Annotated in this window: 24 protein-coding genes; 13 read left to right on the top strand and 11 right to left on the bottom strand. The window is 37.1% G+C overall.

Features of this window, described 5'->3' with window-relative positions; all coding sequences use genetic code 11:
- Positions 1–4: 4 nt before the first annotated feature.
- The 11 genes from ACZZZW_RS22685 (at position 5) to ACZZZW_RS22635 (ending at position 8,328) form a co-directional block, all read left to right on the top strand.
- Positions 5–871: a sensor histidine kinase gene (locus ACZZZW_RS22685; protein ID WP_055912696.1), complete on the top strand. Its 867-nt coding sequence runs from the start codon at positions 5–7 to the stop codon at positions 869–871.
- A gap of 8 nt (positions 872–879) precedes the next feature.
- Positions 880–1,584, top strand: coding sequence for a response regulator transcription factor (locus tag ACZZZW_RS22680; RefSeq protein ID WP_025146905.1), 705 nt, complete (start codon positions 880–882; stop codon positions 1,582–1,584).
- The gene (locus ACZZZW_RS22675) at positions 1,584–2,099 is read left to right on the top strand and encodes a hypothetical protein (RefSeq protein ID WP_463496778.1); all 516 of its coding nucleotides are present in this window, start codon (positions 1,584–1,586) and stop codon (positions 2,097–2,099) included. The genes ACZZZW_RS22680 and ACZZZW_RS22675 overlap by 1 nt, the downstream gene beginning before the upstream one ends.
- 193 nt (positions 2,100–2,292) lie before the next feature.
- Positions 2,293–3,318, top strand: a complete 1,026-nt coding sequence (gene hemE / locus ACZZZW_RS22670; protein WP_463496775.1) for a uroporphyrinogen decarboxylase — start codon at positions 2,293–2,295, stop codon at positions 3,316–3,318.
- Between the two features lie 57 nt (positions 3,319–3,375).
- Entirely contained in the window at positions 3,376–3,585 is a 210-nt protein-coding gene (locus ACZZZW_RS22665; RefSeq protein WP_463496773.1) for a hypothetical protein, read from the top strand.
- Positions 3,586–3,867: a type II toxin-antitoxin system YafQ family toxin gene (locus ACZZZW_RS22660; RefSeq protein WP_463496770.1), complete on the top strand. Its 282-nt coding sequence runs from the start codon at positions 3,586–3,588 to the stop codon at positions 3,865–3,867.
- A gap of 28 nt (positions 3,868–3,895) precedes the next feature.
- Positions 3,896–4,456: a CopD family protein gene (locus tag ACZZZW_RS22655; protein WP_463496767.1), complete on the top strand. Its 561-nt coding sequence runs from the start codon at positions 3,896–3,898 to the stop codon at positions 4,454–4,456.
- Positions 4,457–4,635: 179 nt separating this feature from the next.
- Positions 4,636–5,793: a hypothetical protein gene (locus tag ACZZZW_RS22650; protein ID WP_463496764.1), complete on the top strand. Its 1,158-nt coding sequence runs from the start codon at positions 4,636–4,638 to the stop codon at positions 5,791–5,793.
- 341 nt (positions 5,794–6,134) lie between these two features.
- The gene (locus ACZZZW_RS22645; RefSeq protein WP_025146912.1) at positions 6,135–6,704 is read left to right on the top strand and encodes an RNA polymerase sigma factor; all 570 of its coding nucleotides are present in this window, start codon (positions 6,135–6,137) and stop codon (positions 6,702–6,704) included.
- Positions 6,685–7,431, top strand: a complete 747-nt coding sequence (locus ACZZZW_RS22640) for a hypothetical protein (protein ID WP_463496761.1) — start codon at positions 6,685–6,687, stop codon at positions 7,429–7,431. Before ACZZZW_RS22645 ends, ACZZZW_RS22640 begins: the two co-directional genes overlap by 20 nt.
- Positions 7,432–7,542: 111 nt before the next feature.
- Positions 7,543–8,328 carry an outer membrane beta-barrel protein gene (locus tag ACZZZW_RS22635; RefSeq protein ID WP_463496759.1) on the top strand — a complete coding sequence of 262 codons (786 nt, stop codon included), beginning with the start codon at positions 7,543–7,545 and terminating at the stop codon, positions 8,326–8,328.
- 77 nt (positions 8,329–8,405) lie between these two features.
- Here ACZZZW_RS22635 and ACZZZW_RS22630 read toward each other — a convergent pair whose 3' ends face one another.
- Positions 8,406–8,555: a DUF6364 family protein gene (locus ACZZZW_RS22630; RefSeq protein ID WP_157255486.1), complete on the bottom strand. Its 150-nt coding sequence runs from the start codon at positions 8,553–8,555 to the stop codon at positions 8,406–8,408.
- A gap of 132 nt (positions 8,556–8,687) precedes the next feature.
- On the opposite strand from ACZZZW_RS22630, the gene ACZZZW_RS22625 reads away from it, so the two are divergent.
- Entirely contained in the window at positions 8,688–9,680 is a 993-nt protein-coding gene (locus tag ACZZZW_RS22625; RefSeq protein WP_463496757.1) for an ABC transporter ATP-binding protein, read from the top strand.
- 12 nt (positions 9,681–9,692) lie between these two features.
- Here the strand turns inward: ACZZZW_RS22625 and ACZZZW_RS22620 are convergent, their stop codons facing one another.
- A complete protein-coding gene (locus tag ACZZZW_RS22620) occupies positions 9,693–10,106 on the bottom strand; it encodes a hypothetical protein (RefSeq protein WP_463496755.1) in 414 nt (137 codons plus the stop codon).
- A 135-nt stretch (positions 10,107–10,241) separates the two neighbouring features.
- Here ACZZZW_RS22620 and ACZZZW_RS22615 point away from each other — a divergent pair, with 135 nt between their 5' ends.
- The gene (locus tag ACZZZW_RS22615; protein ID WP_463496753.1) at positions 10,242–10,802 is read left to right on the top strand and encodes a DUF4230 domain-containing protein; all 561 of its coding nucleotides are present in this window, start codon (positions 10,242–10,244) and stop codon (positions 10,800–10,802) included.
- Between the two features lie 191 nt (positions 10,803–10,993).
- On the opposite strand, the gene ACZZZW_RS22610 is transcribed toward ACZZZW_RS22615, so the two are convergent.
- The 9 genes from ACZZZW_RS22610 to ilvC all read right to left on the bottom strand — a co-directional run bounded on the left by ACZZZW_RS22610 (position 10,994) and on the right by ilvC (position 20,851).
- Positions 10,994–11,344: a cupin domain-containing protein gene (locus ACZZZW_RS22610; protein ID WP_463496751.1), complete on the bottom strand. Its 351-nt coding sequence runs from the start codon at positions 11,342–11,344 to the stop codon at positions 10,994–10,996.
- Positions 11,345–11,492: 148 nt separating this feature from the next.
- The gene (gene ilvA / locus ACZZZW_RS22605) at positions 11,493–12,743 is read right to left on the bottom strand and encodes a threonine ammonia-lyase IlvA (RefSeq protein ID WP_463496749.1); all 1,251 of its coding nucleotides are present in this window, start codon (positions 12,741–12,743) and stop codon (positions 11,493–11,495) included.
- Between the two features lie 240 nt (positions 12,744–12,983).
- A complete protein-coding gene (locus ACZZZW_RS22600) occupies positions 12,984–14,144 on the bottom strand; it encodes a 2-isopropylmalate synthase (RefSeq protein ID WP_463496747.1) in 1,161 nt (386 codons plus the stop codon).
- 10 nt (positions 14,145–14,154) lie between these two features.
- The gene (leuB, locus tag ACZZZW_RS22595; protein WP_055912659.1) at positions 14,155–15,246 is read right to left on the bottom strand and encodes a 3-isopropylmalate dehydrogenase; all 1,092 of its coding nucleotides are present in this window, start codon (positions 15,244–15,246) and stop codon (positions 14,155–14,157) included.
- Positions 15,247–15,354: 108 nt separating this feature from the next.
- Positions 15,355–16,818: an ATP-binding cassette domain-containing protein gene (locus ACZZZW_RS22590; RefSeq protein WP_463496744.1), complete on the bottom strand. Its 1,464-nt coding sequence runs from the start codon at positions 16,816–16,818 to the stop codon at positions 15,355–15,357.
- A complete protein-coding gene (gene leuD, locus ACZZZW_RS22585) occupies positions 16,818–17,402 on the bottom strand; it encodes a 3-isopropylmalate dehydratase small subunit (protein ID WP_463496742.1) in 585 nt (194 codons plus the stop codon). The genes ACZZZW_RS22590 and leuD overlap by 1 nt, the downstream gene beginning before the upstream one ends.
- A gap of 78 nt (positions 17,403–17,480) precedes the next feature.
- Positions 17,481–17,825 (bottom strand): antibiotic biosynthesis monooxygenase family protein, encoded by a 345-nt coding sequence (locus ACZZZW_RS22580; protein ID WP_463496740.1) that lies wholly within the window; start codon positions 17,823–17,825, stop codon positions 17,481–17,483.
- A gap of 30 nt (positions 17,826–17,855) precedes the next feature.
- Positions 17,856–19,262 carry a 3-isopropylmalate dehydratase large subunit gene (gene leuC, locus ACZZZW_RS22575; protein WP_463496738.1) on the bottom strand — a complete coding sequence of 469 codons (1,407 nt, stop codon included), beginning with the start codon at positions 19,260–19,262 and terminating at the stop codon, positions 17,856–17,858.
- Between the two features lie 107 nt (positions 19,263–19,369).
- Positions 19,370–20,851 (bottom strand): ketol-acid reductoisomerase, encoded by a 1,482-nt coding sequence (gene ilvC / locus ACZZZW_RS22570; protein WP_055912643.1) that lies wholly within the window; start codon positions 20,849–20,851, stop codon positions 19,370–19,372.
- Between the last annotated feature and the right edge of the window lie 46 nt (positions 20,852–20,897).

Genomic DNA, 20,897 nt, shown 5'->3' with positions numbered 1-20,897 from the left:
AGAAATGAAGAAATCTATAATAATATTTTACGCATTACTGTTGTATGCACTGATTCAGCTCATTTCGTGGGGTACTTTGGTAGTGCGCTTGCAGCCCAGCCGCATGACGATGATTATGGGGGAGGGATCTGTATTTCTATTTTTGCTCTGTATTGGTGGATATTTCCTTCACCAGTCGTTAAAAAGGGAAGATAAGCTTAGAGAGCAGCAACAAAACTTCTTAATGTCGATTACACATGAATTAAAATCTCCTTTAGCGGCTATAAAACTTTCTATTCAAACTATTGTTAAAAGAGATTTAGATAAAGCCCGTCAGGTTTCATTACTCAATAATTCGTTAAAAGATATTGAACGACTGGATGATTTGGTAGAAAATATGCTATTGGCAACAAAAATTGAGAACCGGTCTTATACGTTTCCAAAAGAAGAATTTAACTTTTCTGAATTGGTTTCAAAAATTACAGATCGCCTTCAGGTACATTCTTGTGGCAATGAGCAATTGATTAGTACGCATATTCAGCCAAATTTGCAGATAATGGGTGACAGATTTGCCTTATCGTCAGTTGTTACCAATTTAATCGAAAATGCAGTAAAGTATTCTAGTCCATGTGATGAGATAAATGTGCATTTAAACAATATAGATGGTCATATTCATTTAAGTGTAATTGATAAAGGACCGGGTATTTCAGATGCGGAAAAAATGTTGATATTTGATAAGTTTTACCGCGTTGGTAACGAGAATGTCAGAAAAGCGAAAGGAACAGGTTTAGGCTTGTTTATTGTGAAAGAGGTTTTACAATACCATGATGCAGATATTACAGTAAAAGACAATTTGCCTCAAGGAAGTATTTTTGAAGTAACATTTAGTTAATCTCAATTATGTCACAAAAATTAAGAATTCTATTGGTAGAAGACGAGGATCACTTGTTAGATGCTATCAAATTAAACCTCGAACTTGAGGGTTATAAAGTTCACGCCGTTAAGGATGGCAAAACCGCTCTTAAAATTTTTAAAGAAGAACGCTTTAATCTAATTATTTTAGATGTAATGTTGCCTGAAATGGATGGTTTCCAGGTTTGCGAAACAATCCGTTTAGAGAATGCAGAAGTTCCAATTATGTTTTTAACAGCTAAAAACACTTCCGAAGACCGTGTTTTAGGTTTGAAAAAAGGAGCTGATGATTATTTAGTTAAACCTTTCAACTTAGAAGAATTAATTCTCCGTGTTGGTATTTTAGTTAAACGCAGTTTAAAATCTGATGATTTAAAAGAATTGAATTCTTATAAAATCGGTGATAAAACAATTTATTTTAACTCTTTCGAATTAAAACATGATGATGGTACCATTACGCCATTAACCAAAAAGGAAACGATGTTATTAAAACTGTTGATCGAGCGTAAAAACGATGCAGTATCAAGAGAGCAGATTTTAGAAACTGTTTGGAATTACGATGTTTATCCATCAACCAGAACAATTGATAATTTTATCTTAACGTTCCGCAAGTATTTCGAACCAGATCAAAAAAATCCGGTTTATTTCCATTCCATCCGTGGCGTAGGTTATAAATTCACTGATAGTCATTAATGTACAATAATAAGGGCAGATATGCTTTAATGGCAGTTTTTGTGCTTGCTGCATTGGTTTGTATTTTTTATAACCAATATCAGCTGGCCGCTGTTTCTGGGCTGTTATTTGCCTTTGTTGTTTGGAGCCATTTTAAACATGGTTCAGTTTTAATGGCATCAAAGCACTTTAAAAACAACGAATTTAGTAAAACCAAAGCATTGCTGGCCGAGGTTGCAAAGCCTGAGCGTTTGGCCAAAAGCCGAAGGGGTTATTACGAATTTATGCAGGGCAACATGGCATTGAAAGAGGAAGATTACGATAAGGCTGAATATCACTTTCAGTTAGCCAGTCGTTTTCCTGTAGGTGGCAAGAATGAAAAATCTTATGTATTAATCCATCTGGCTAATCTCGCGTTGCGGAAGAAAGATAGAGAGCGGGCAGAGGCTTACACCAAATTGGCCAAAGAACTTGCAGAAACGCAACGCTCAAAAGATATTATCGTTAAAATTGAAAAAGAAATAAGCAAAATATAATATTAATAGTGTCATTTTGACTAACGAAGCACCAGTTTAGGAATAAAAAGGTACTTCGTTTTTTTTTATTTATACCTTTGCGCAATTAAAATTTTTATCCATAAGTTATCCTCAATTCATTTTGGGATCTATTTGTAAATAGAGATACTGAAATAAATTCAGCATGACGATAAGTGGAATATTACTACAGAATATGAAGAATAACTTATTTTTAGACGCTGCATTTTCAAAACAAACCGAACGTCCACCTGTGTGGATGATGCGTCAGGCAGGTCGTTTTATGCCACAATATTGGGAGATTAAAAACAAGTACTCTTTTTTAGAGATGTGCAAAACTCCTGAAATTGCTGCAGATGTGACCATGTTACCTGTTGATTTGTTGGATATTGATGCAGCGATTTTATTCTGTGATATTTTGGTAACCGGAGAGGCCATGGGTGGCGATTTGAGTTTTACTCAAGGTGTTGGTCCTAGGTTTGCTAACCCTGTACGTAATGCCCAGGATATCGAAAACCTAAATGTAGATTGTTTGGATGAGTTGCAGTACGTTGCTGATGCGATTAAAGTAATTCAACAGCGTTTGGATAGCAGAATTCCTTTAATCGGTTTCGCAGGAGCACCATTTACGGTAATGAGTTATTTAATTGAAGGTGGTTCTTCAAAAGATTTTAAATTAACCAAGCTTTTTATACACAACCAGCCAGAATTGGCACATAAACTTTTAGCTAAAATTGCAAAAGTAACTGCAGATTACCTAAATCTTCAGATTGCGGCGGGGGTTAATGCTGTTCAGATTTTCGATAGCTGGGCACTTGCCTTATCGTGGAACGATTATCAGGAGTTTTCTCACCGTTATATCCAGGAAATCATTGCGAACTTAAATAGAAAAGATATTCCGGTAATTTCTTTCTGTAAAGGAAGCTCTGTTTTTGCACCAATTATGGCAGAGGCCAAGCCAGATGTAATTTCAGTAGATTGGAATGCTGATTTATTAAATATCAAAAATGCTTTGCCTGCGGGTATTGCTGTTCAGGGAAATTTAGATCCACATATTTTATATGCAGATAAAGCAGTAATTAAAGCACAGATCCATAAATTATTCGAACGCATGCGCGGTACCGAAGGCTTTATTTTCAATTTAGGTCATGGCATTATGCCAGATATCCCTTTCGATAATGTAAAGTATGCCATTGAAGTGGTAAAGGAGTTTAGGTATTAAACTTATTGTTGCGACAGGAGAATTTGAACCCTCAATTAAAATTAATTATATTTGAGTATGGAAACATTAATTATTGATATTCCTGAAAACAAAAGTTCATTAGTAAAAAGCTTATTGAAAGAACTTGGCGTAATCATTCATAAAAAAAGTACCAAAGAAGTAAGTATTCCAAATAAAGTTACCCGCAAAACAATTGAAGATGCGCATAACGGAATTGGAATTGGAGAACCTATAAAAGATATTAAATCATATATCGATTCATTATAGATGTTCGTTCTAAAGCCAACTAACCAATTTGATAAAGATGTTAAGCTAATGAAGAAACGTTCTGTGAAGAACATAAATCTCATTAAGGATTTTTTATTCCAATTGGAAATTGATGGTGCCAATGGAATTGATAAAAAACATCGTCCACACAAATTGGTTGGAAACTTTAAGGACAATTGGGAAGCACATATTAAACCCGATTTATTGATCATATGGTTTGAGATAACCGAAGAAAAAGAAATAATTCTATTAAGAGTTGGTACGCATTCTGATTTATTTTAAATCATAACTTTATTACTTCAAACATTTAATGATCGAAACCTTATTGCCATATTACCAATACTTCAAAGCAGTACATATCGTATTCGTGATTAGCTGGATGGCAGGACTGTTTTATATCCTAAGTCTTTTTATTTACCATACCGAAGCAAAGGATAAAGCCGAACCTGAAAAGAGTATTCTTCAAAAACAATTTGTTAAAATGGAAGCCACCTTATGGAAAATTATTGCTACCCCTGCAATGATTATTTCTGTTTTGGCGGGAGCTGCTATGCTAACTTTAAACCAAGGTTTGCTCCAGGCCGACTGGATGTGGGTTAAGCTCGGTTTTGTTATCGGATTGCTCATCTATCATTTCATTTGTCAAAACATCGTTAAACAGCTTAAAAACGACCAATATAAACTAACTAGCTTTCAATTAAGATTATGGCGCGAATTGGCTACAATATTTATGATTGCGATTGTATTTGTTGTAATTCTTAAAAGTGCAATTAATTGGATTTATGGTCTAATCGGAATAATGGGCGTTGCAATGGCCATTATGATTGCAGTTAAACTGTATAAAAACTACCGTAAAAAGCGTGGCGAATAATTTTTAGCCATAGTATATAACCAACAATATTATTTCTAATTGAGCGTATTAAAAACTTTGTGTTTTTTGTGCCTTGGTGGTTAACCCGACTAACTTTGTTTCCTTTGCGTAAACTTCGCGTGCTTTGCGGTTAAATAAACCAAAAACTATTCTAAATTTGGGCGATAAAATCCAAGCACATGTTTACAAGCCCAGGTCTGAAAAGGACCTCACTATTAATAACTTTTCTCCTCAGTTCTTATTTTGCTTCAGCTCAGTTTAATCAATCGGCTTTCGAAAACAGAATCCGTCCGGATAGCAGTTTAACCAATGAGGTTCATTTCAATTTTTACAATTTAAATTATGTCCGTAATTACGAGTATACCAATGATTTTCATGATGGTTATACATTGTACGGAACGCAGTTGCAGCCTCAAATCGTTTATTATGCACATCCAAATCTGGCGATTACCGCAGGTGCTTTTATAAGAAAGGATTTTGGAAGAAACGGAATTTCTGATGCGAAACCATTATTCAGTGTTAAATACCATAAAAGAAACCTTACTTTAATTTTCGGAAGTTTAGAAGGTAACATTCAGCACAAATATATTGAGCCTTTATACGATTTTGAAAGGACGATAACTACACCGATTGAATACGGTACACAATTATTGGTAGAGCGTAAAAAGTTTACTTTGGATGCCTGGATTGCCTGGCAAAAAATGATTTATAAAGGTGATCCTGCTAAAGAAGAAATTATTGGTGGTTTATCTACCGAAAGTACCATTGCGGAAGGGAATGGATGGAAATTCAGTTTACCAGCACAGTTTTTAGCATTCCACCAGGGTGGGCAAATTGATGTGCTGAAAGAAATTCCGATTACCACCATGTTTAATGGTGCAACTGGTTTAAAGCTGCATAAAGCAATTAATACCAATATTAAACAGGTATATACCGATAACTATATTGCGGTGTATAAAGATTTTTCACCAGATAAAAGAAGAGCTTACCAAGGTGGCTTTGGTTTATGGTTAAATGCAGGTGTAGAAAGTAAATGGGGAAGTTTGGTAGCTTCATACTGGAAAGGAAATAACTTCATTTCAATTAAAGGTATGCCGCTTTACGAATCTGTTTCTGATAACCTATATAGCCCGGGCTTAAAGCAAAGTGCCAGAAACATTGTTTCCTTGCGTTATGCTTACCAAAAAGAGCTGATTCCACATTTATACCTTGATGTTCGTTTCGAGCCGCATATAGATTTAGACCATACCGATAAACAGCTTCAGTTTAACCATTCATTCTTTTTAACTTATAAACAAGATTTCAAATTGTTTAAAGTGAAGAAAAATGAGCAGTAAGAGGTATAAGTCTTAGGGTGATTAAACCCATACCCGATTTCAAACCTCGCAGGTTTTCAAAACCTGCGAGGTTTTTTATTTTTAAACTGTTCCATGGTTTTTAAACCCGATAGCAGCGATTCCGATTCTTCATCGGAAGTAGTGAATAGCGGGACTGCTGCTCCCGATGAAATACTGCATGTTCATTTTCAAATAAAATTTATATCTTTCTTGAAATTTATTTTAACTATATCTTATTGATTATCAGAAGGTATAGTAGCGATTTTAACTTTATTTAACTTTTTTTCTCTCCTCATGCAACCATTGTTTGTAATCTGCCATCTTCTATATACAAACACACAATGAAATTGACGCGAAGCTATACGATAAACGATTTGATGGAAGGCTGCAAAGCTGGCGACCGGAAGATGCAGGAGCTGCTTTACAAGCAAACTGCATCAAAAATGTTGGCCGTATGCATGCGCTACGCAAAAGATAGAATGGAGGCAGAAGATGTGCTGCAAATGGGGTACATTAAAATTTTTCAGAAAATTAAGGAGTATAGAGGGGATGGTTCTTTTGAAGGCTGGATTAGAAGGGTTATGGTAAATACTGCAATTGAAAGTTACCGTAAAAATTTACGCAGCTTAAATGTGGTAGAAATAGATGAAGCTTACGAACAGCCATCAACCGGATTTGATTTTGGCACTTTAGGGATGCAGGATTTAATGAAGGTAATACAAAAACTGGCAGATGGTTACCGCATGGTTTTTAACATGTATGTGATAGAAGGTTATTCGCACAAAGAAATTGGAGAAACGCTTGGGATCTCAGAAGGCGCGAGTAAATCGCAGTTATCAAGAGCAAGAGCAATATTAAAAGAAGAAATTATAAAAATGGAGGGATTTGGTTATGCAACCTATACGGGATAAGGATTTTGATCAGTTATTTAAAGATGCTTTTGCTGATGCTGAAGTAGCACCTTCTAGAGATTTATGGAGCAATATTGAAAGCGAAATAACACCTAAGAAAAAAAGAATCGTGCCAATTTACTGGCTATCAGCAGCAGCCGTGTTATTGATCGCTACCATTGGTATTTTAGTTTATCAGCAACATAATAGCACGATTGAAAGCAAACAACTGGCCAATAACTCCATTGAAAAAACAAAGCCAGAAACGCAGTTGCCAGTTGTTATAGATACAGCAACTAAAGTTATAGAAAATATTGCACCAGTTTTACCAGTTGAACGTAAAGCGATAAGTGCTGTTGCCAAAACAAAGGTAAAACAAAGGGTTAAGCCAGTTGTGGAGCAAAAAAACATTGTTACGGCTCCTGAAATGCAAAAGCAAGAAACAAACATAGCTAAAGTAGATGAGCCTAAAAAAGACATCAAAACAAAAATTGAAGAGGCGATTTTACAGCCTAAACAAGAAGTTGTAACCGCGGCTATTGCAATACCTGTTAAAACAGATGAAGCCATTAACGATAATGAACAGAGTATCAAAAATATCCGTAATGTTGGCGACGTAGTGAATCTGATCGTTAATAAAATGGATAAAAGAAAAGATAAGTTAATTCAGTTCCGTACTGATGATGACGACTCTTCTTTATCATCAATCAATATCGGTCCGTTTAAAATAGGAAAACGCAAGAAGTAACCAGTTTTCAATTATCTGTTCACAGTTGCTAGTATCATAACCTTAAATATTACATTAACTTTCTAACATTCAATAATTTACTCACTCAATAATTCAATAAAACACACATATATGAAACGTCTAATATTTACAACACTTTTGGTAAGCGGGCTTGCCGGTGTTATGGCTCCAGGTGCTTTTGCACAACAAGATAGTACCAAAAAGAAAATGGATTATAGCGAAGGTCATGGTATTATGATTAAAACAAAATCAGCCGATTCAGCTAAAAAAGGCCGCTTTGTAGGTGGAATTACTTTTACCAGGGTAGATTGGGGATTCTCAAGACTAATAGACAATGGAAGCTTTAATTTATCTCCGAATAATGACTTTTTAGATTACAAAGGTGGAAAAACAAGTACTTTCTCTTTCGATATTTTACAGTTTGGCTACCGTTTTAATTCTAACTTTAAAGTTTATGTAGCCGGTGGTTTCGATTGGACCTTAATCCGTTTAAGAAAAGACATTACCATTGCTAAAAATTCTAATGAGTTTGTTTATACTGATCAATCTCCAATACATTTTTCTAAAAACCGCTTTTCAAGCAGCTATGTGCACATTCCGTTAAACTTTGAATTCCGTACCAGCGAAAACAAAAACGGTAAAAGATTTTACCTAGTGTTAGGTCCGGAAGTTAGCTTTTTGTTAAACGGAAAAATTAAACAGATTAGTGAAGAACGCGGCAAAGAAAAACAATATGATAGTTACCATTTTCAATCGGTTCGTTACGGTGGTACAGTAAGATTTGGCTATGGTGGTATAGGATTATTTACCAAATATTACTTTAACGATATGTTTACAACTTCGCAACAAGCTGGCTTAAAAAATATGAGCTTCGGGGTTACCTTTGGATTAAATTAAACCCTAAATCCCCTAAAGGGGACTTAATGCACAAATAAAACAGATCCTGTTTCGGTTAGGCGAGACAGGATTTTTTGTTATATTGTTTCAGTAGGATTATTCTCATCGATCAAAGACTTAAAGCAATTCTCCATAAATTCATCTAAACTTATTCCTCGCTCTTCCGCATAAATTTTAGCCTGCTCTATAACAGCATCATCAAGAATTAGTGTGATTTTAGCCTTCATGTCTTTGTATTTATTTGATTTAAAGATAAATACCGTTTTTGGGAATCTCTAAATAAAATATTAACAATTATACAAGTTGTAACCTTATACCCTTTGCCTCAAAACCCTCTACCTTTTTCTTATCTTTACCACGTGAGCAATACCATAATCAGCGTTAAAAATTTAACAAAGCAATATCAGGCAGAGCAAGCCGGGGGGATAAAAAATGTAAGTTTTGAAATTAAGAAGGGCGATGTTGTAGCCATTATTGGGGAGAGTGGCAGCGGTAAATCTACCTTACTTAAATCTATTTATGGGCTGTTAAAAACCGATTCAGGTGAAATATTTTTCGAAGAGCAAAGGGTTAAAGGACCTGATGAACAATTGATTCCTGGTCATAAACAGATGAAAATGGTTACGCAGGATTTTTCTCTGAATATTTATGCGAAAGTTTACGATAACATTGCCTCACAGCTCTCCAATACCGACCTAAAAACCAAAGCCGAAAAAACGCTTCAAATTATGGAGCACCTTCGGATTTTACCGCTGCAAAGTAAAAAAATCATTGAGTTAAGTGGAGGAGAGCAACAGCGTGTGGCCATAGCAAAGGCTATGGTTGCCGATACGCAGGTTTTACTATTAGACGAACCTTTTAGTCAGGTTGATGCTTTGCTTAAAAACCAACTTAGGGCTGATATTAAGCGTGTTGCTGCGGAAACTGGCGTAACTGTTATTCTTGTCTCTCACGACCCTGCTGATGGTTTATTTCTTGCCGACCAATTACTGATTTTGCGAAACGGTGAACTTTTGCAAACTGGTAATCCTATAGATATTTATCAAAATCCAAAACACATTTACACTGCTCAGATTTTAGGTAATGCAGTTGTTTTGTCTCGTGGGGATGCAGAGAAAATAGGCTTAAAAACTTTTGCAGGAAATGTGGTTTTTTATCCGGAATGGGCAGAAATCAGCAATAATTGGAGCAGCAGACGTTTTGAAGTAAAAGATGTATACTATAAGGGTTTTTATGATGAGTTGCTGTTGGAACGAAATGGTGTGAATATCCGCGCATTACAACTAAATAGGGGAGAACATAAAAAAAACGACCACGTTCAGTTGAACATCAGTCGTTTTTTAGAGTTTTAAAGATTTTTAAATTTAATTTCCTGCGTAATCTGATGGAATTATTACAACCTTAACTAAAGTGTTATAGTTAGGTGGTACCGTTGCAGTTAAATTATTGGTGTCTTGGACATCAAACCTTAAACCTCCATTAGAAACTTTATAGCTAAAAGCATTGTAATTGAATGTATAAGGTAACTGAATATCACCATTTGGATCACTAGGGTGCTCAAAATAGACCAAAACACCCTCATCATCTAACGTTACTCCATCAATTGCGGCTAACGCTTTACTTACAGAATAACTCCCATTGGCGTTTCGTATCCATTCATTAGAGTTAATCGTAAAATTATACGTTTTAGCTCTTAATTCTTGATAAACAGTTTCTTTTTTGCAAGAAGCCAGACCTAGTGTGGCAATGCAAAGCATTAGGATGGTAAATTTTTTCATGTTGATTTTGTTTATTTGTGTGTGTGACTTAGCTATTACAAATCTGCTGCCAAAAAAATAAAACTTAAGATTTATGGATTAATTATTGTGCAACAGATTAAATACACAAATGTTATTATCCAATATTCTTAAAATATGAAGCTCTTTTTCCGACTTTTACCCTGGTTGATTTTAGTAGTTGCAGGTTACTTATTTTTATCAAAAAAGTTCAGCATTAATACTAGTGTAGAAAGCAAACATCAGCTTCTGGTTGAGAAAATTGAGGCAATTGGTAAATTGGAGTTGGTGAGATATCAGATTAGTGACGTTTTAGAACATAAAAATAAAACAGATTTTTTACCCGAAGCAAGTGTTTTATTGATAGTTAAAGCCGAGGCTGTAGGTTGTATAGACCTTACCAAAATTACCCGTGAAGATATTGATATCGATGCGGACACCGCTGTAGTAAATTTACCACAGCCCGAAATTTGTTACGTAAAAATCGACCACAAAAATTCGCGTGTTTATGATACCAAGATGGCCTTTTTCCGCGAAGCTGGTTTGGTAGATGAAGCGTATAAAGCTGCAGAAAGGCAGGTGACCGCAGAAGTTAAAAAATCGAGTATTTTAACGCAAACCAAAACTAATGCAACAACGGTGCTTAAACCAATTATTGAAGGATTGGGCTATAAAAATGTGAGGTTTACTTTTGAATAGGGTTTAAGGTGTAAGGTTGAGGGTGTAAGGTTCCTAGCGATTTGCACACGTAATGTCGTCATCTCGACCGGAACGCAGTGGAGCGGAGAGATCTACCTCGAGATAGATGTAGCTTCGCTGAGCACTCCGTGGTTCTCGACTTCTTTGCATCCGATAGCTCTCGGGTCCGCTCGAAATGACGATCATCGGTCTTACTTCAAAAAATCTTCCCGATGCGGATTAAAAATATCGATCAACAATCCATTTTCCAAGCAAACCACACCATGGAAAACATTGGAAGGGGCAAAGAAAACGTCTCCTTCATTTAAAATCTTCTTATCATCGCCCATTGTTACCTCGAAACTCCCTTTTGCAACATAACTCATTTGTAAATGAGGATGATTGTGAATCGAGCCAATGGCATCTTTTTCAAATGCCACTTTAACAAGCATCAAATTTTCATCGTAAGCCATAATTTTGCGTTTAACGCCAGCACCTAAATCTTCCCAATCAATATCGCTGTCAGCAATTAATGTTTTGTTGCTTAAATCTTTGAAATTCATTTTTTATAATATATTACAAGAGCTGTCATCTTTCCCGCGCAGTTGGGAATCTTAAAGCTATTGCATTAGGATTCCCAATTAAGTTAGGAATGACGAACCTCCTTCAGGTATTTTGCGAAAACTTTGCGTTCTTCGCGGTTAAATAATGTTAAACCAAATATTCAAACAAAGTTTGGTCTTGATTCAACTCAATAATCTCGAATTTAAAATCTTTCATGCGTTGCAATAAACTCGCATAATCATTTTTGTTCGAAAGTTCGATGCCAACCAATGCAGGGCCGTTTTCTTTATTTGTTTTTTTAATAAATTCGAAGCGGGTAATATCATCCTGTGGACCTAAAACCTCATTTACAAACAGTTTTAAAGCTCCTGGTCTTTGCGGGAAACGGACAATAAAATAGTGTTTCAAGCCTTCGAAAAGTAAAGATTTCTCTTTAATCTCCTGCATGCGTTCTATATCGTTATTTCCTCCGCTAACGATACAAACTACTGTTTTACCTGCAATCTGGTCTCTCAGTTGATCTAATGCAGCTACAGAGAGTGCTCCGGCAGGTTCTACAACAATTGCATCTTCATTATATAATTTTAATATTGTGGTACAGATTTTTCCTTCTGGAATTAAATGCATCTGATCCAGCAGTTCCTTGCAATATTCATAAGTAATGTGGCCAATTCGCTTTACTGCAGCACCATCCACAAAACGATCAATCTCTTCTAAAGTAAAAGGCCCGCCGTGTTCCATTGCTGTTACCATTGAGGGCGCTCCAAGTGGCTCAACACCAACCAATTTTACATCGGGCTTAACGGTTTTCATGTAAGCACTCACTCCAGAAGCTAATCCACCACCACCAACAGGCATCACTACCATATCCAGATCTGGCAAGTCTTCGTAAATTTCTATACCTACGGTTGCTTGTCCTTCAATTACTTTTTCATCATCAAATGGTGGGATAAAAGTTGCCGATTTTTCTGCGCTGTATGCCAGGGCTTCTTTCAAACAATCATCAAAAGTATCACCCACCAAAATTACTTCCACACTGTCGCCACCAAACATATAAGTTTGTTTAACCTTTTGTTTAGGCGTAATTTCGGGCATAAATATTACACCCTTAATACCCAGTTTTTTGCACGAATAGGCTACACCTTGTGCATGGTTACCTGCACTTGCACAAACTACGCCGTTAATTAATGCATCTTGAGGCAAGGAGCTGATTTTGTTGTAAGCACCACGCAATTTATATGATCGTACAATTTGCAAATCTTCCCTTTTAAGATAAATGTTTGCATTGTAATGTGCAGAAAGCCCGGCATTAAACTCTAATGGTGTACGTTTAACTACGCCCTTTAACCGTTGAGCGGCAGACTGAAAATCTAATGTATTCGGTGTTGTAGTATTCATTGTTTTAGTATCGGGTAGAGTTAGTTCAGTGTGGTAAGTATTGATGAGCAGCACTGATATTCTCTTTTATTTTTTGTAAAGCAGGGTTTGGTATTCCATCGGTTGCAGCTGTTCTGCTTTACATTTTATTCAGCTGCGCTTAATGCCCATTTCATCCGATAGCTATCGGATCAGGTTTAGAGAACTTAAGTCAATGCGTTAAATTTAACGCTAACCTCTTACCACTAAACCCTAAAAGGGTTACGCCAAATGTAAAGCAACCAATTGGTTTAAATCATAATCGTTAATGCCTTGTTTGCCATCGGCTAAAACCAAAAACTGTTTGTAAACAATATCTAAATGATCTTTTTCCAATTTATGGCCTAAACGGTCTAAATGGTGTTTCAGTGCATGGCGACCGCTTCTTGCTGTTAATACAATTGTTGCATCGGGGAAACCAACATCTTCAGGTTTAATGATTTCGTAGTTTTCACGATTTTTTAAGAAACCATCCTGGTGGATACCGGAACTATGAGAAAATGCGTTTCCACCAACAATTGCTTTATTTGGTTGTACTGGCATATTCATTTGGTTACGTACCATATGGCTCATTTCGTAAAAACGGGTAGCATCAATTTGAGTGGTTAACCCCAAAATCTTATGCGTTTTTAAAATCATGACGACTTCTTCCATAGATGTATTGCCTGCGCGCTCTCCAATGCCGTTAATGGTACATTCTACCTGGCGGGCACCATTTTGTAAGCCAGCAATTGAGTTTGCTGTAGCCAAGCCTAAATCGTTGTGGCAATGCACCGAGATTATAGCTTTATCGATATTTTTTACGTTTTCTTTTAAGTAAAGAATTTTAGAGCCATACTGATCAGGCAAGCAATAACCGTTGGTATCTGGAATATTTACCACAGTTGCACCGGCAGCAATTACGGCTTCGACCATTTTAGCTAAAAATTCAATATCTGCACGGCCTGCATCTTCTGCATAAAACTCAACGTCTTCTACAAATTTTTTCGAATACCTTACGGCTTCAACAGCACGTTCTAAAATTTCTTCGCGGGTACTGTTAAATTTATGTTTGATATGGAAATCAGAAGAACCGATTCCGGTGTGGATCCGTGGTCTTTTTGCATAGCGTAAGGCATCTGCAGCAACATCGATATCATTTTTATTTGCACGGGTTAATGCGCAGATAATCGGGTTGGTTACCGCTTTTGACAGTTCGATAACGCTATTAAAATCTCCGGGACTAGATACCGGGAAACCTGCTTCAATCACATCAACACCTAAAAGCTCAAGTGATTTAGCGATTTCTACTTTTTGGTTTGTATCTAACTGGCAGCCTGGAACCTGCTCGCCGTCACGCAATGTCGTGTCGAAAATATAAACTTTGTTCGGGTCGTGAATCATAATCTTAAGTTTAGGATGTGATTAATTTTTGGGATAAGAATTTAAGTACCAATTTGCCCATTTCGGCTGTGCCTAAAACTTTAAATCGGTTTGTGTTTTGGTCGGCAATATCGTGTGTTCTAAAGCCATCTTTCAAAACCTGATCGATGGTATCAACCAGTAATTTGGCTTCTTCTTTTAGGCCGAAACCAATTTCTAACATTAATGCTGCCGATAGGATAGAAGCCAATGGATTGGCTAAATCTTTGCCTGCAATATCGTGTGCGGAACCGTGAATGGGTTCGAAAAAACCTGTGCTTTCGCCTACAGATGCCGAGGCCAGCATACCCATCGATCCTGCAATTTGTGAAGCCTCATCTGTTAAAATATCTCCAAATAAATTGGCAGTTAAAACCACGTCGAATTTTTTAGGATTTTTAATCAATTGCATGGCTGCATTATCAATAAACATGTGTTCAGTTTCTACATCAGGGTATTGTTTTGCAATTTCCTGAACGGTTTCGCGCCATAAGCGCGAACTTTCCAAAACATTTGCTTTATCTACTGAACATAATCTTTTGTTACGTTGCTGGGCCGCCTGGTAAGCTTTATGCGCAATGCGTTCTACTTCATAGCGGTGATAAATCATTAGATCTGAAGCAGTATTGCGATCTTCTGAGCGTGTTTTTTCGCCGAAATATACATCTCCGGTTAATTCGCGGAAGAATAAAATATCGGTGCCTCTTAAAATTTCTGGTTTTATGCTTGATGCCTGAAGAAGTTCATCAAATAGTAATATCGGGCGGAGATTGGCAAATAAACCAAGTTCTTTACGGATTTTTAATAAACCTTGTTCCGGTCTAACTTTTAAACTTGGGTCATTATCGTATTTGGCATGGCCAATTGCACCAAAAAGGATTGCATCACTTTGTCTTGCTTTTTCCAAAGTTTCATCAGGTAAAGGCTCGCCTGTAACTTCAATAGCCGCATGGCCCATTAAAGCTTCTTCGAACGTAAATTCATGTCCGAAAATTTCGCCAATTTTTTCTAATGCTGCTTTTCCCCAAGTGGTAACTTCGGGTCCGATACCATCTCCAGGTATTACTAAAATGTTCTTCTTCATTGTTTACTCCTCTTTTGCTTTGCAATTGCTTATTGGTTGCCACGGAAGCATATAAATCACAGAAAATTTTGTTTCCGTGTTCACCGTGTTTCCGTGGCTAAGCTTGCATCAGCTTAATATTTCTGTGTTTAAACTTTCGACGACTTTTACTTCGCCTTTTTCTAACAATATTCTTTTTTCAATGCAGGTTGGCAGCTGCGATTCAAAGTGGCCAACATAAATTAAGGTCATTCCATTGCTGCACAATTCATCAACCAACTGGTTAAAATGTTGTGTTTGCTGTTGGTCTAAACCCTGGCAAGGTTCATCCAGAATTAATAGTTCCGGATTTTTTATAATCGTCCGCGCTAAAAGTACCAATCGCTGTTTGCCGAGAGGAAGTGCGGTTAATAATTCATTTTTGTTTTCGGTAAGGCCAAAATATGCTGCCAGTTCATCAACCTGGCTGCTTTTGGTATATGGCAACTGCTGAAACAAACCTACGGTATCATAAAAACCTGAGGCAATACTTTGCCATACAGTTGCAGAGGCATCAAAATACCAGTGAAACTCTGGCGAAATTAAGCCAATATGTTGTTTAATATCCCAAATGCTTTCACCGCTTCCTCTTCTGTTGCCAAATAAATAAAGTTCGTTGGCATAAGATTGTGGATGATCGCCATTTACTAAACTCAACAAAGTGGATTTTCCTGAACCGTTATGGCCTTGTAAAAGCCATTTTTCTCCTGCCTTAACTTCCCAGTTGATATTTTTTAGTACCTGTTTCTCGCCATAGCTGATGTTTACATTAACCATTTTTACAATATTTTGGGAGCTGTAAACAGGCGATTCTTTTAAGAATTGTGGAATCTCTCTTAAATGGATTTCATAAGCTAAACTTTCTAAAGCATCTACTTTAACTAATTTCCCATCTCTTATTTCGGCTAAAGATGTTATACAGTTTGGTAATTCAATATCGTTGCAAATTAAAATCAATTGAACACCTTCTTCTGCAATATGATCTAGTAAAATGTTCAGATTTTTGCGCGAAGCTGCATCTAAACCGGTATAAGGCTGATCGATGATCAACAATTGCGGTTTTAACCATAAGGCTTTAACGAGTTGCAGTTTTTTATGCTCTCCGCTTGATAATTCGATCAATTGCGAACTGGCAAATGTTGCAAAGCCTAAGGCTTCTAAAATTGGTTCAACCTGATCGAAGTGTAAGCCTTTTTCTTTACCATAACCAACCAATTCTGCATGAACGGTTAATGTTTCTTTAGCCTGCTGACTGGTATAACGTTGTTGGTAATAAAAATTGGCAACTCCTTCGAGGTTTTTAAACTGATACCAGCTATCTACATAAAGCACTTCTTTTGGAAGCTTACTCAAAGCATCAAAATCAATCTCAATACTTCCCTGTGCTGATATTAAACCTGCAATTGCTTTGGCTAATGAAGTTTTTCCTGTTCCGCTTTTACCGCCAATTACATAGTTTTCGGTAATATTCATTTCCCAATACAAATCCTTTAGCACCACCTTGTTGTGGTAACTTAAATTTAAATGCTGTATGTGAACGAATGGCTTAAACATTATCTTGCTTGTTCGAATTCTTTAATTAATTGTTTTTGATTTAAGATGAAATCGATATCATCATAACCGTTAATCAAGCATGATTTTTTGTAAGGATTGATCTCGAATGATTCAGTAGCGCTGGTTTCGATAATGGTAACGGTTTGGTTTTCTAAATCAACTTCTAATGCTGATTTTGGATTTTGATCAACCGCCTGGAAAATCTGCGATAAGAATTCTTCGCTCACTTGAATGGGCAATAAACCATTATTTAAGGCATTACCCTTAAAAATATCTGCAAAAAAGCTGCTGATTACGGCATCAAAACCAGCATCTTGAATAGCCCATGCGGCATGCTCACGGCTACTGCCACAACCAAAGTTTTTTCCTGCCACTAAAACCTGACCGCTATAGGTTGGGTTGTTCATCACGAAATCAGCTTTGGGCTGGTTATCGTTTTCATAACGCCAATCGCGGAACAAGTTTTCTCCGAAGCCTTCGCGGGTGGTTGCTTTTAGAAACCTTGCAGGGATGATCTGATCGGTATCGATGTTCTCTATATTTAATGGCACTACTGCCGATGTTAACTTTGTGAATTTTTTCATTATTAATGATGATTACACAGATTAAATGATTTCACCAATTAAGGTGATTTTCATTGATTTAATATTTACTATAAACCTTTAGCCTTCTACCCTGGTAAAGTGTTCAACTGTTGGGAAAGGATCATAAAAGTGGTGCAATAACTTTTTCCATTCCTGGTATTCTGTTGATCCTCTGAAACCTTCGGTATGTGCCTCCAGTGTTTCCCAGTTTACCAACAGGATATATTTGTTTTCTACCTCTACACATTTCTGAAGCTGATGCGAAATGTAACCTTCCATCGAGGAAATGATTTTTTGTGCTTCGCTAAAAGCTATTTCAAAATCAGCCGATAAACCGGCTTTTACATTTAATATGGCAACTTCTAGAACCCCCAACCCCCTTAAAGGGGCTTTTGATTGAGTGCTGGTAGTATTATTATTCATCTTGTTAAGTCCCTCTAGGGGATTTAGGGGTTAAGCTTTCTCCAAAAATTCCCTTACGTCGGTTATTCTTCCCGTTACGGCTGCTGCTGCTGCTGTTAGTGGACTGGCCAATAGCGTACGTGCATTTTGCCCTTGTCTGCCTTCAAAGTTTCTGTTCGAAGTTGATACACAATATTTACCAGCCGGGATTTTGTCTTCGTTCATGCCCAAGCAAGCACTACAGCCTGGTTCGCGTAATTGAAAACCAGCAGCTTCGAAAATTTTGTCCAAACCTTCGTTTTTAGCTTGTTGTTCTACTTGTTTCGAACCTGGAACAATCCAAACGGTAACATTATCTGCTTTGCGTTTATCTTTAACAAAATCAGCAACTTCGCGTAAATCTTCAATTCGTGAGTTGGTGCAACTTCCAATAAAAACATAATCAACAGGTTTCCCTATTAATGAAGAATCATCGTCAAAACCCATGTAATCCAAAGCTTTCTGGTACGAGAGTTTTTCTTTTTCCGGTTGTGCGCCAGTGGCCGGAATATGTTCCTGAATGCCCATTCCCATGCCAGGGTTTGTACCATAAGTAATCATTGGTGCAATATCTGCGGCATCGAATGTTAAAACGCTGTCGAACTTAGCGTCAGCATCGCTATATAATGTTTTCCAATAAGCCAATGCCTTATCCCACTCTTCGCCTGCGGGAGCAAATTCTCTTCCTTTAATGTAATCGAAAGTGGTTTGATCTGGTGCAATTAATCCACCACGTGCACCCATTTCGATACTCATGTTACAAATCGTCATCCGGGCTTCCATACTTAAAGCTTCAATTGCCGAACCTGCATATTCGATAAAATAACCTGTACCACCAGCGGCAGAAATTTTTGCGATAATGTATAATATAATGTCTTTCGCACCAACGCCTGTTCCAAGTTCGCCATTAACTTCAATTTTCATGGTTTTAGGTTTAGACTGCAACAAACATTGTGTTGCGAAAACCTGCTCAACCTGAGAAGTACCGATACCAAATGCAATGGCACCAAAAGCACCATGAGTTGAGGTGTGGCTATCGCCGCAAACCATTGTTTTACCCGGTAATGTAATGCCCAATTCAGGGCCGATAACATGTACAATGCCTTGAAATGGATGCCCTAAACCATATAATTCTATTCCGAATTCTGCACAGTTTTTGGTAAGCATATCTACCTGATAACGCGAAAGCTCTTCTTTAATGGGCAGCAATTGATTTAACGTAGGCACGTTATGATCAGCAGTGGCTACAGTTTGCTTTGGTCTGAAAACAGGTAAACCTCTTTTGCGCAAGCCATCAAATGCCTGTGGAGAGGTTACCTCGTGTATTAAGTGTGTATCAATGTATAAAATATCAGGAAATCCTTCTTCACTTTTTACAACGTGAGCATCCCAAATTTTTTCTACTAATGTTTTTGACATTTTACCCCCTAGCCCCCTAAAGGGGGAATTTAAGTTTGTAATTATTTATTTTTATAAGACCTGTCCAAAGTCCCCTCTCTTTTAGGAGAGGGGATTTAGGGGTGAGGTTATGCTGTTTTAATCGCTTTCATTGCCGTCATTGCTTTACGCAGGGTTGCGCCAATTTGCTCTACTTCGTGAGAACGGATAGCCTCGTTGATGTCGATTAATTTTCTGTTATCAACAGCTCCATCTTTGCCTTCATTAAAGTTTTTACCTACTAAATCGGTATCTACTTTTTTCATAAAATCGCCTAAAAGTGGTTTACAAGCCTGATCGAACAGGTAACAACCATATTCAGCAGTATCAGAAATTACGCGGTTCATTTCGAACAGTTTTTTACGTGCAATGGTGTTTGCGATAAGTGGTGTTTCGTGTAACGATTCGTAATAAGCAGATTCTGGTTTAATACCTGCCTGTACCATTGTTTCGAAGGCCAATTCAACACCGGCGCGTACAAAAGCAACCATTAATGTATAGTTATCAAAATATTCCTGCTCACCGATTTTAACATCGCCAGCCGGCGTTTTTTCGAATGCAGTTTCGCCTGTTTCAGCTCTCCATTTTAATAAATTTGTATCTCCATTTGCCCAATCTTCCATCATGGTGCGACTAAATTCGCCACTCATAATATCATCCTGGTGTTTTTGGAACAATGGACGCATGATGTCTTTCAATTCTTCTGAAATTTCGAAAGCTTTGATTTTAGCAACATTGCTCAATCTATCCATCATGGCTGTAATACCACCTTGTTTTAAGGCTTCGGTAATCACTTCAACACCATATTGAACCAATTTAGAAGCGTAACCTGCATCAATTCCTTTTTCTACCATTTTATCGAAAGATAGGATTGATCCTGTTTGCAATAAACCACAAAGGATAGTTTGCTCACCCATTAAATCTGATTTTACCTCAGCTACGAATGATGATTTTAATACACCAGCTCTATGGCCACCTGTACCTGCGCAATATGCTTTTGCTTGTGCCAATCCTTTACCTTGTGGGTCGTTTTCAGGGTGAACTGCAATTAATGTCGGAACACCAAAACCACGTACATATTCTGCTCTAACCTCGCTACCAGGGCATTTAGGCGCAACCATGATAACGGTTAAATCTTTGCGGATCTGCATGCCTTCTTCCACAATATTAAAACCGTGAGAATATAATAAAGTGGCACCTTCTTTCATTAAAGGCATAATGGCATTTACTACAGCAGTATGTTGTTTATCTGGCGTTAGGTTAATCACCACATCTGCATTCGGAATTAATTCTTCGTAAGTACCAACTGTGAAATTGTTTTCAGTTGCATTTTTCCACGAATCGCGTTTGCCTTCTATTGCTTCCTTACGTAAAGTGTAGCTTACATCTAAACCACTATCTCTTAAATTTAAACCTTGGTTTAAGCCTTGAGCGCCACAACCTACAATTACCAGTTTCTTGCCTTTTAATGCGCTAACGCCATCTAAAAATTCCGAGCTGTCCATGAAGTCGCAAACACCTAATTGGTTTAATTTTTCTCTAAGAGGTAGTGTGTTAAAATAATTTGCCATTTTTTTATTGGTTAATTTCTATTTAATTATCGGGTTATATATTCTT

It is taken from the genome of Pedobacter sp. AC379 (assembly GCF_979258145.1).
Note: the sequence above shows the minus strand (reverse complement) of the source record. Positions and strands in the feature narration are given on the sequence as shown.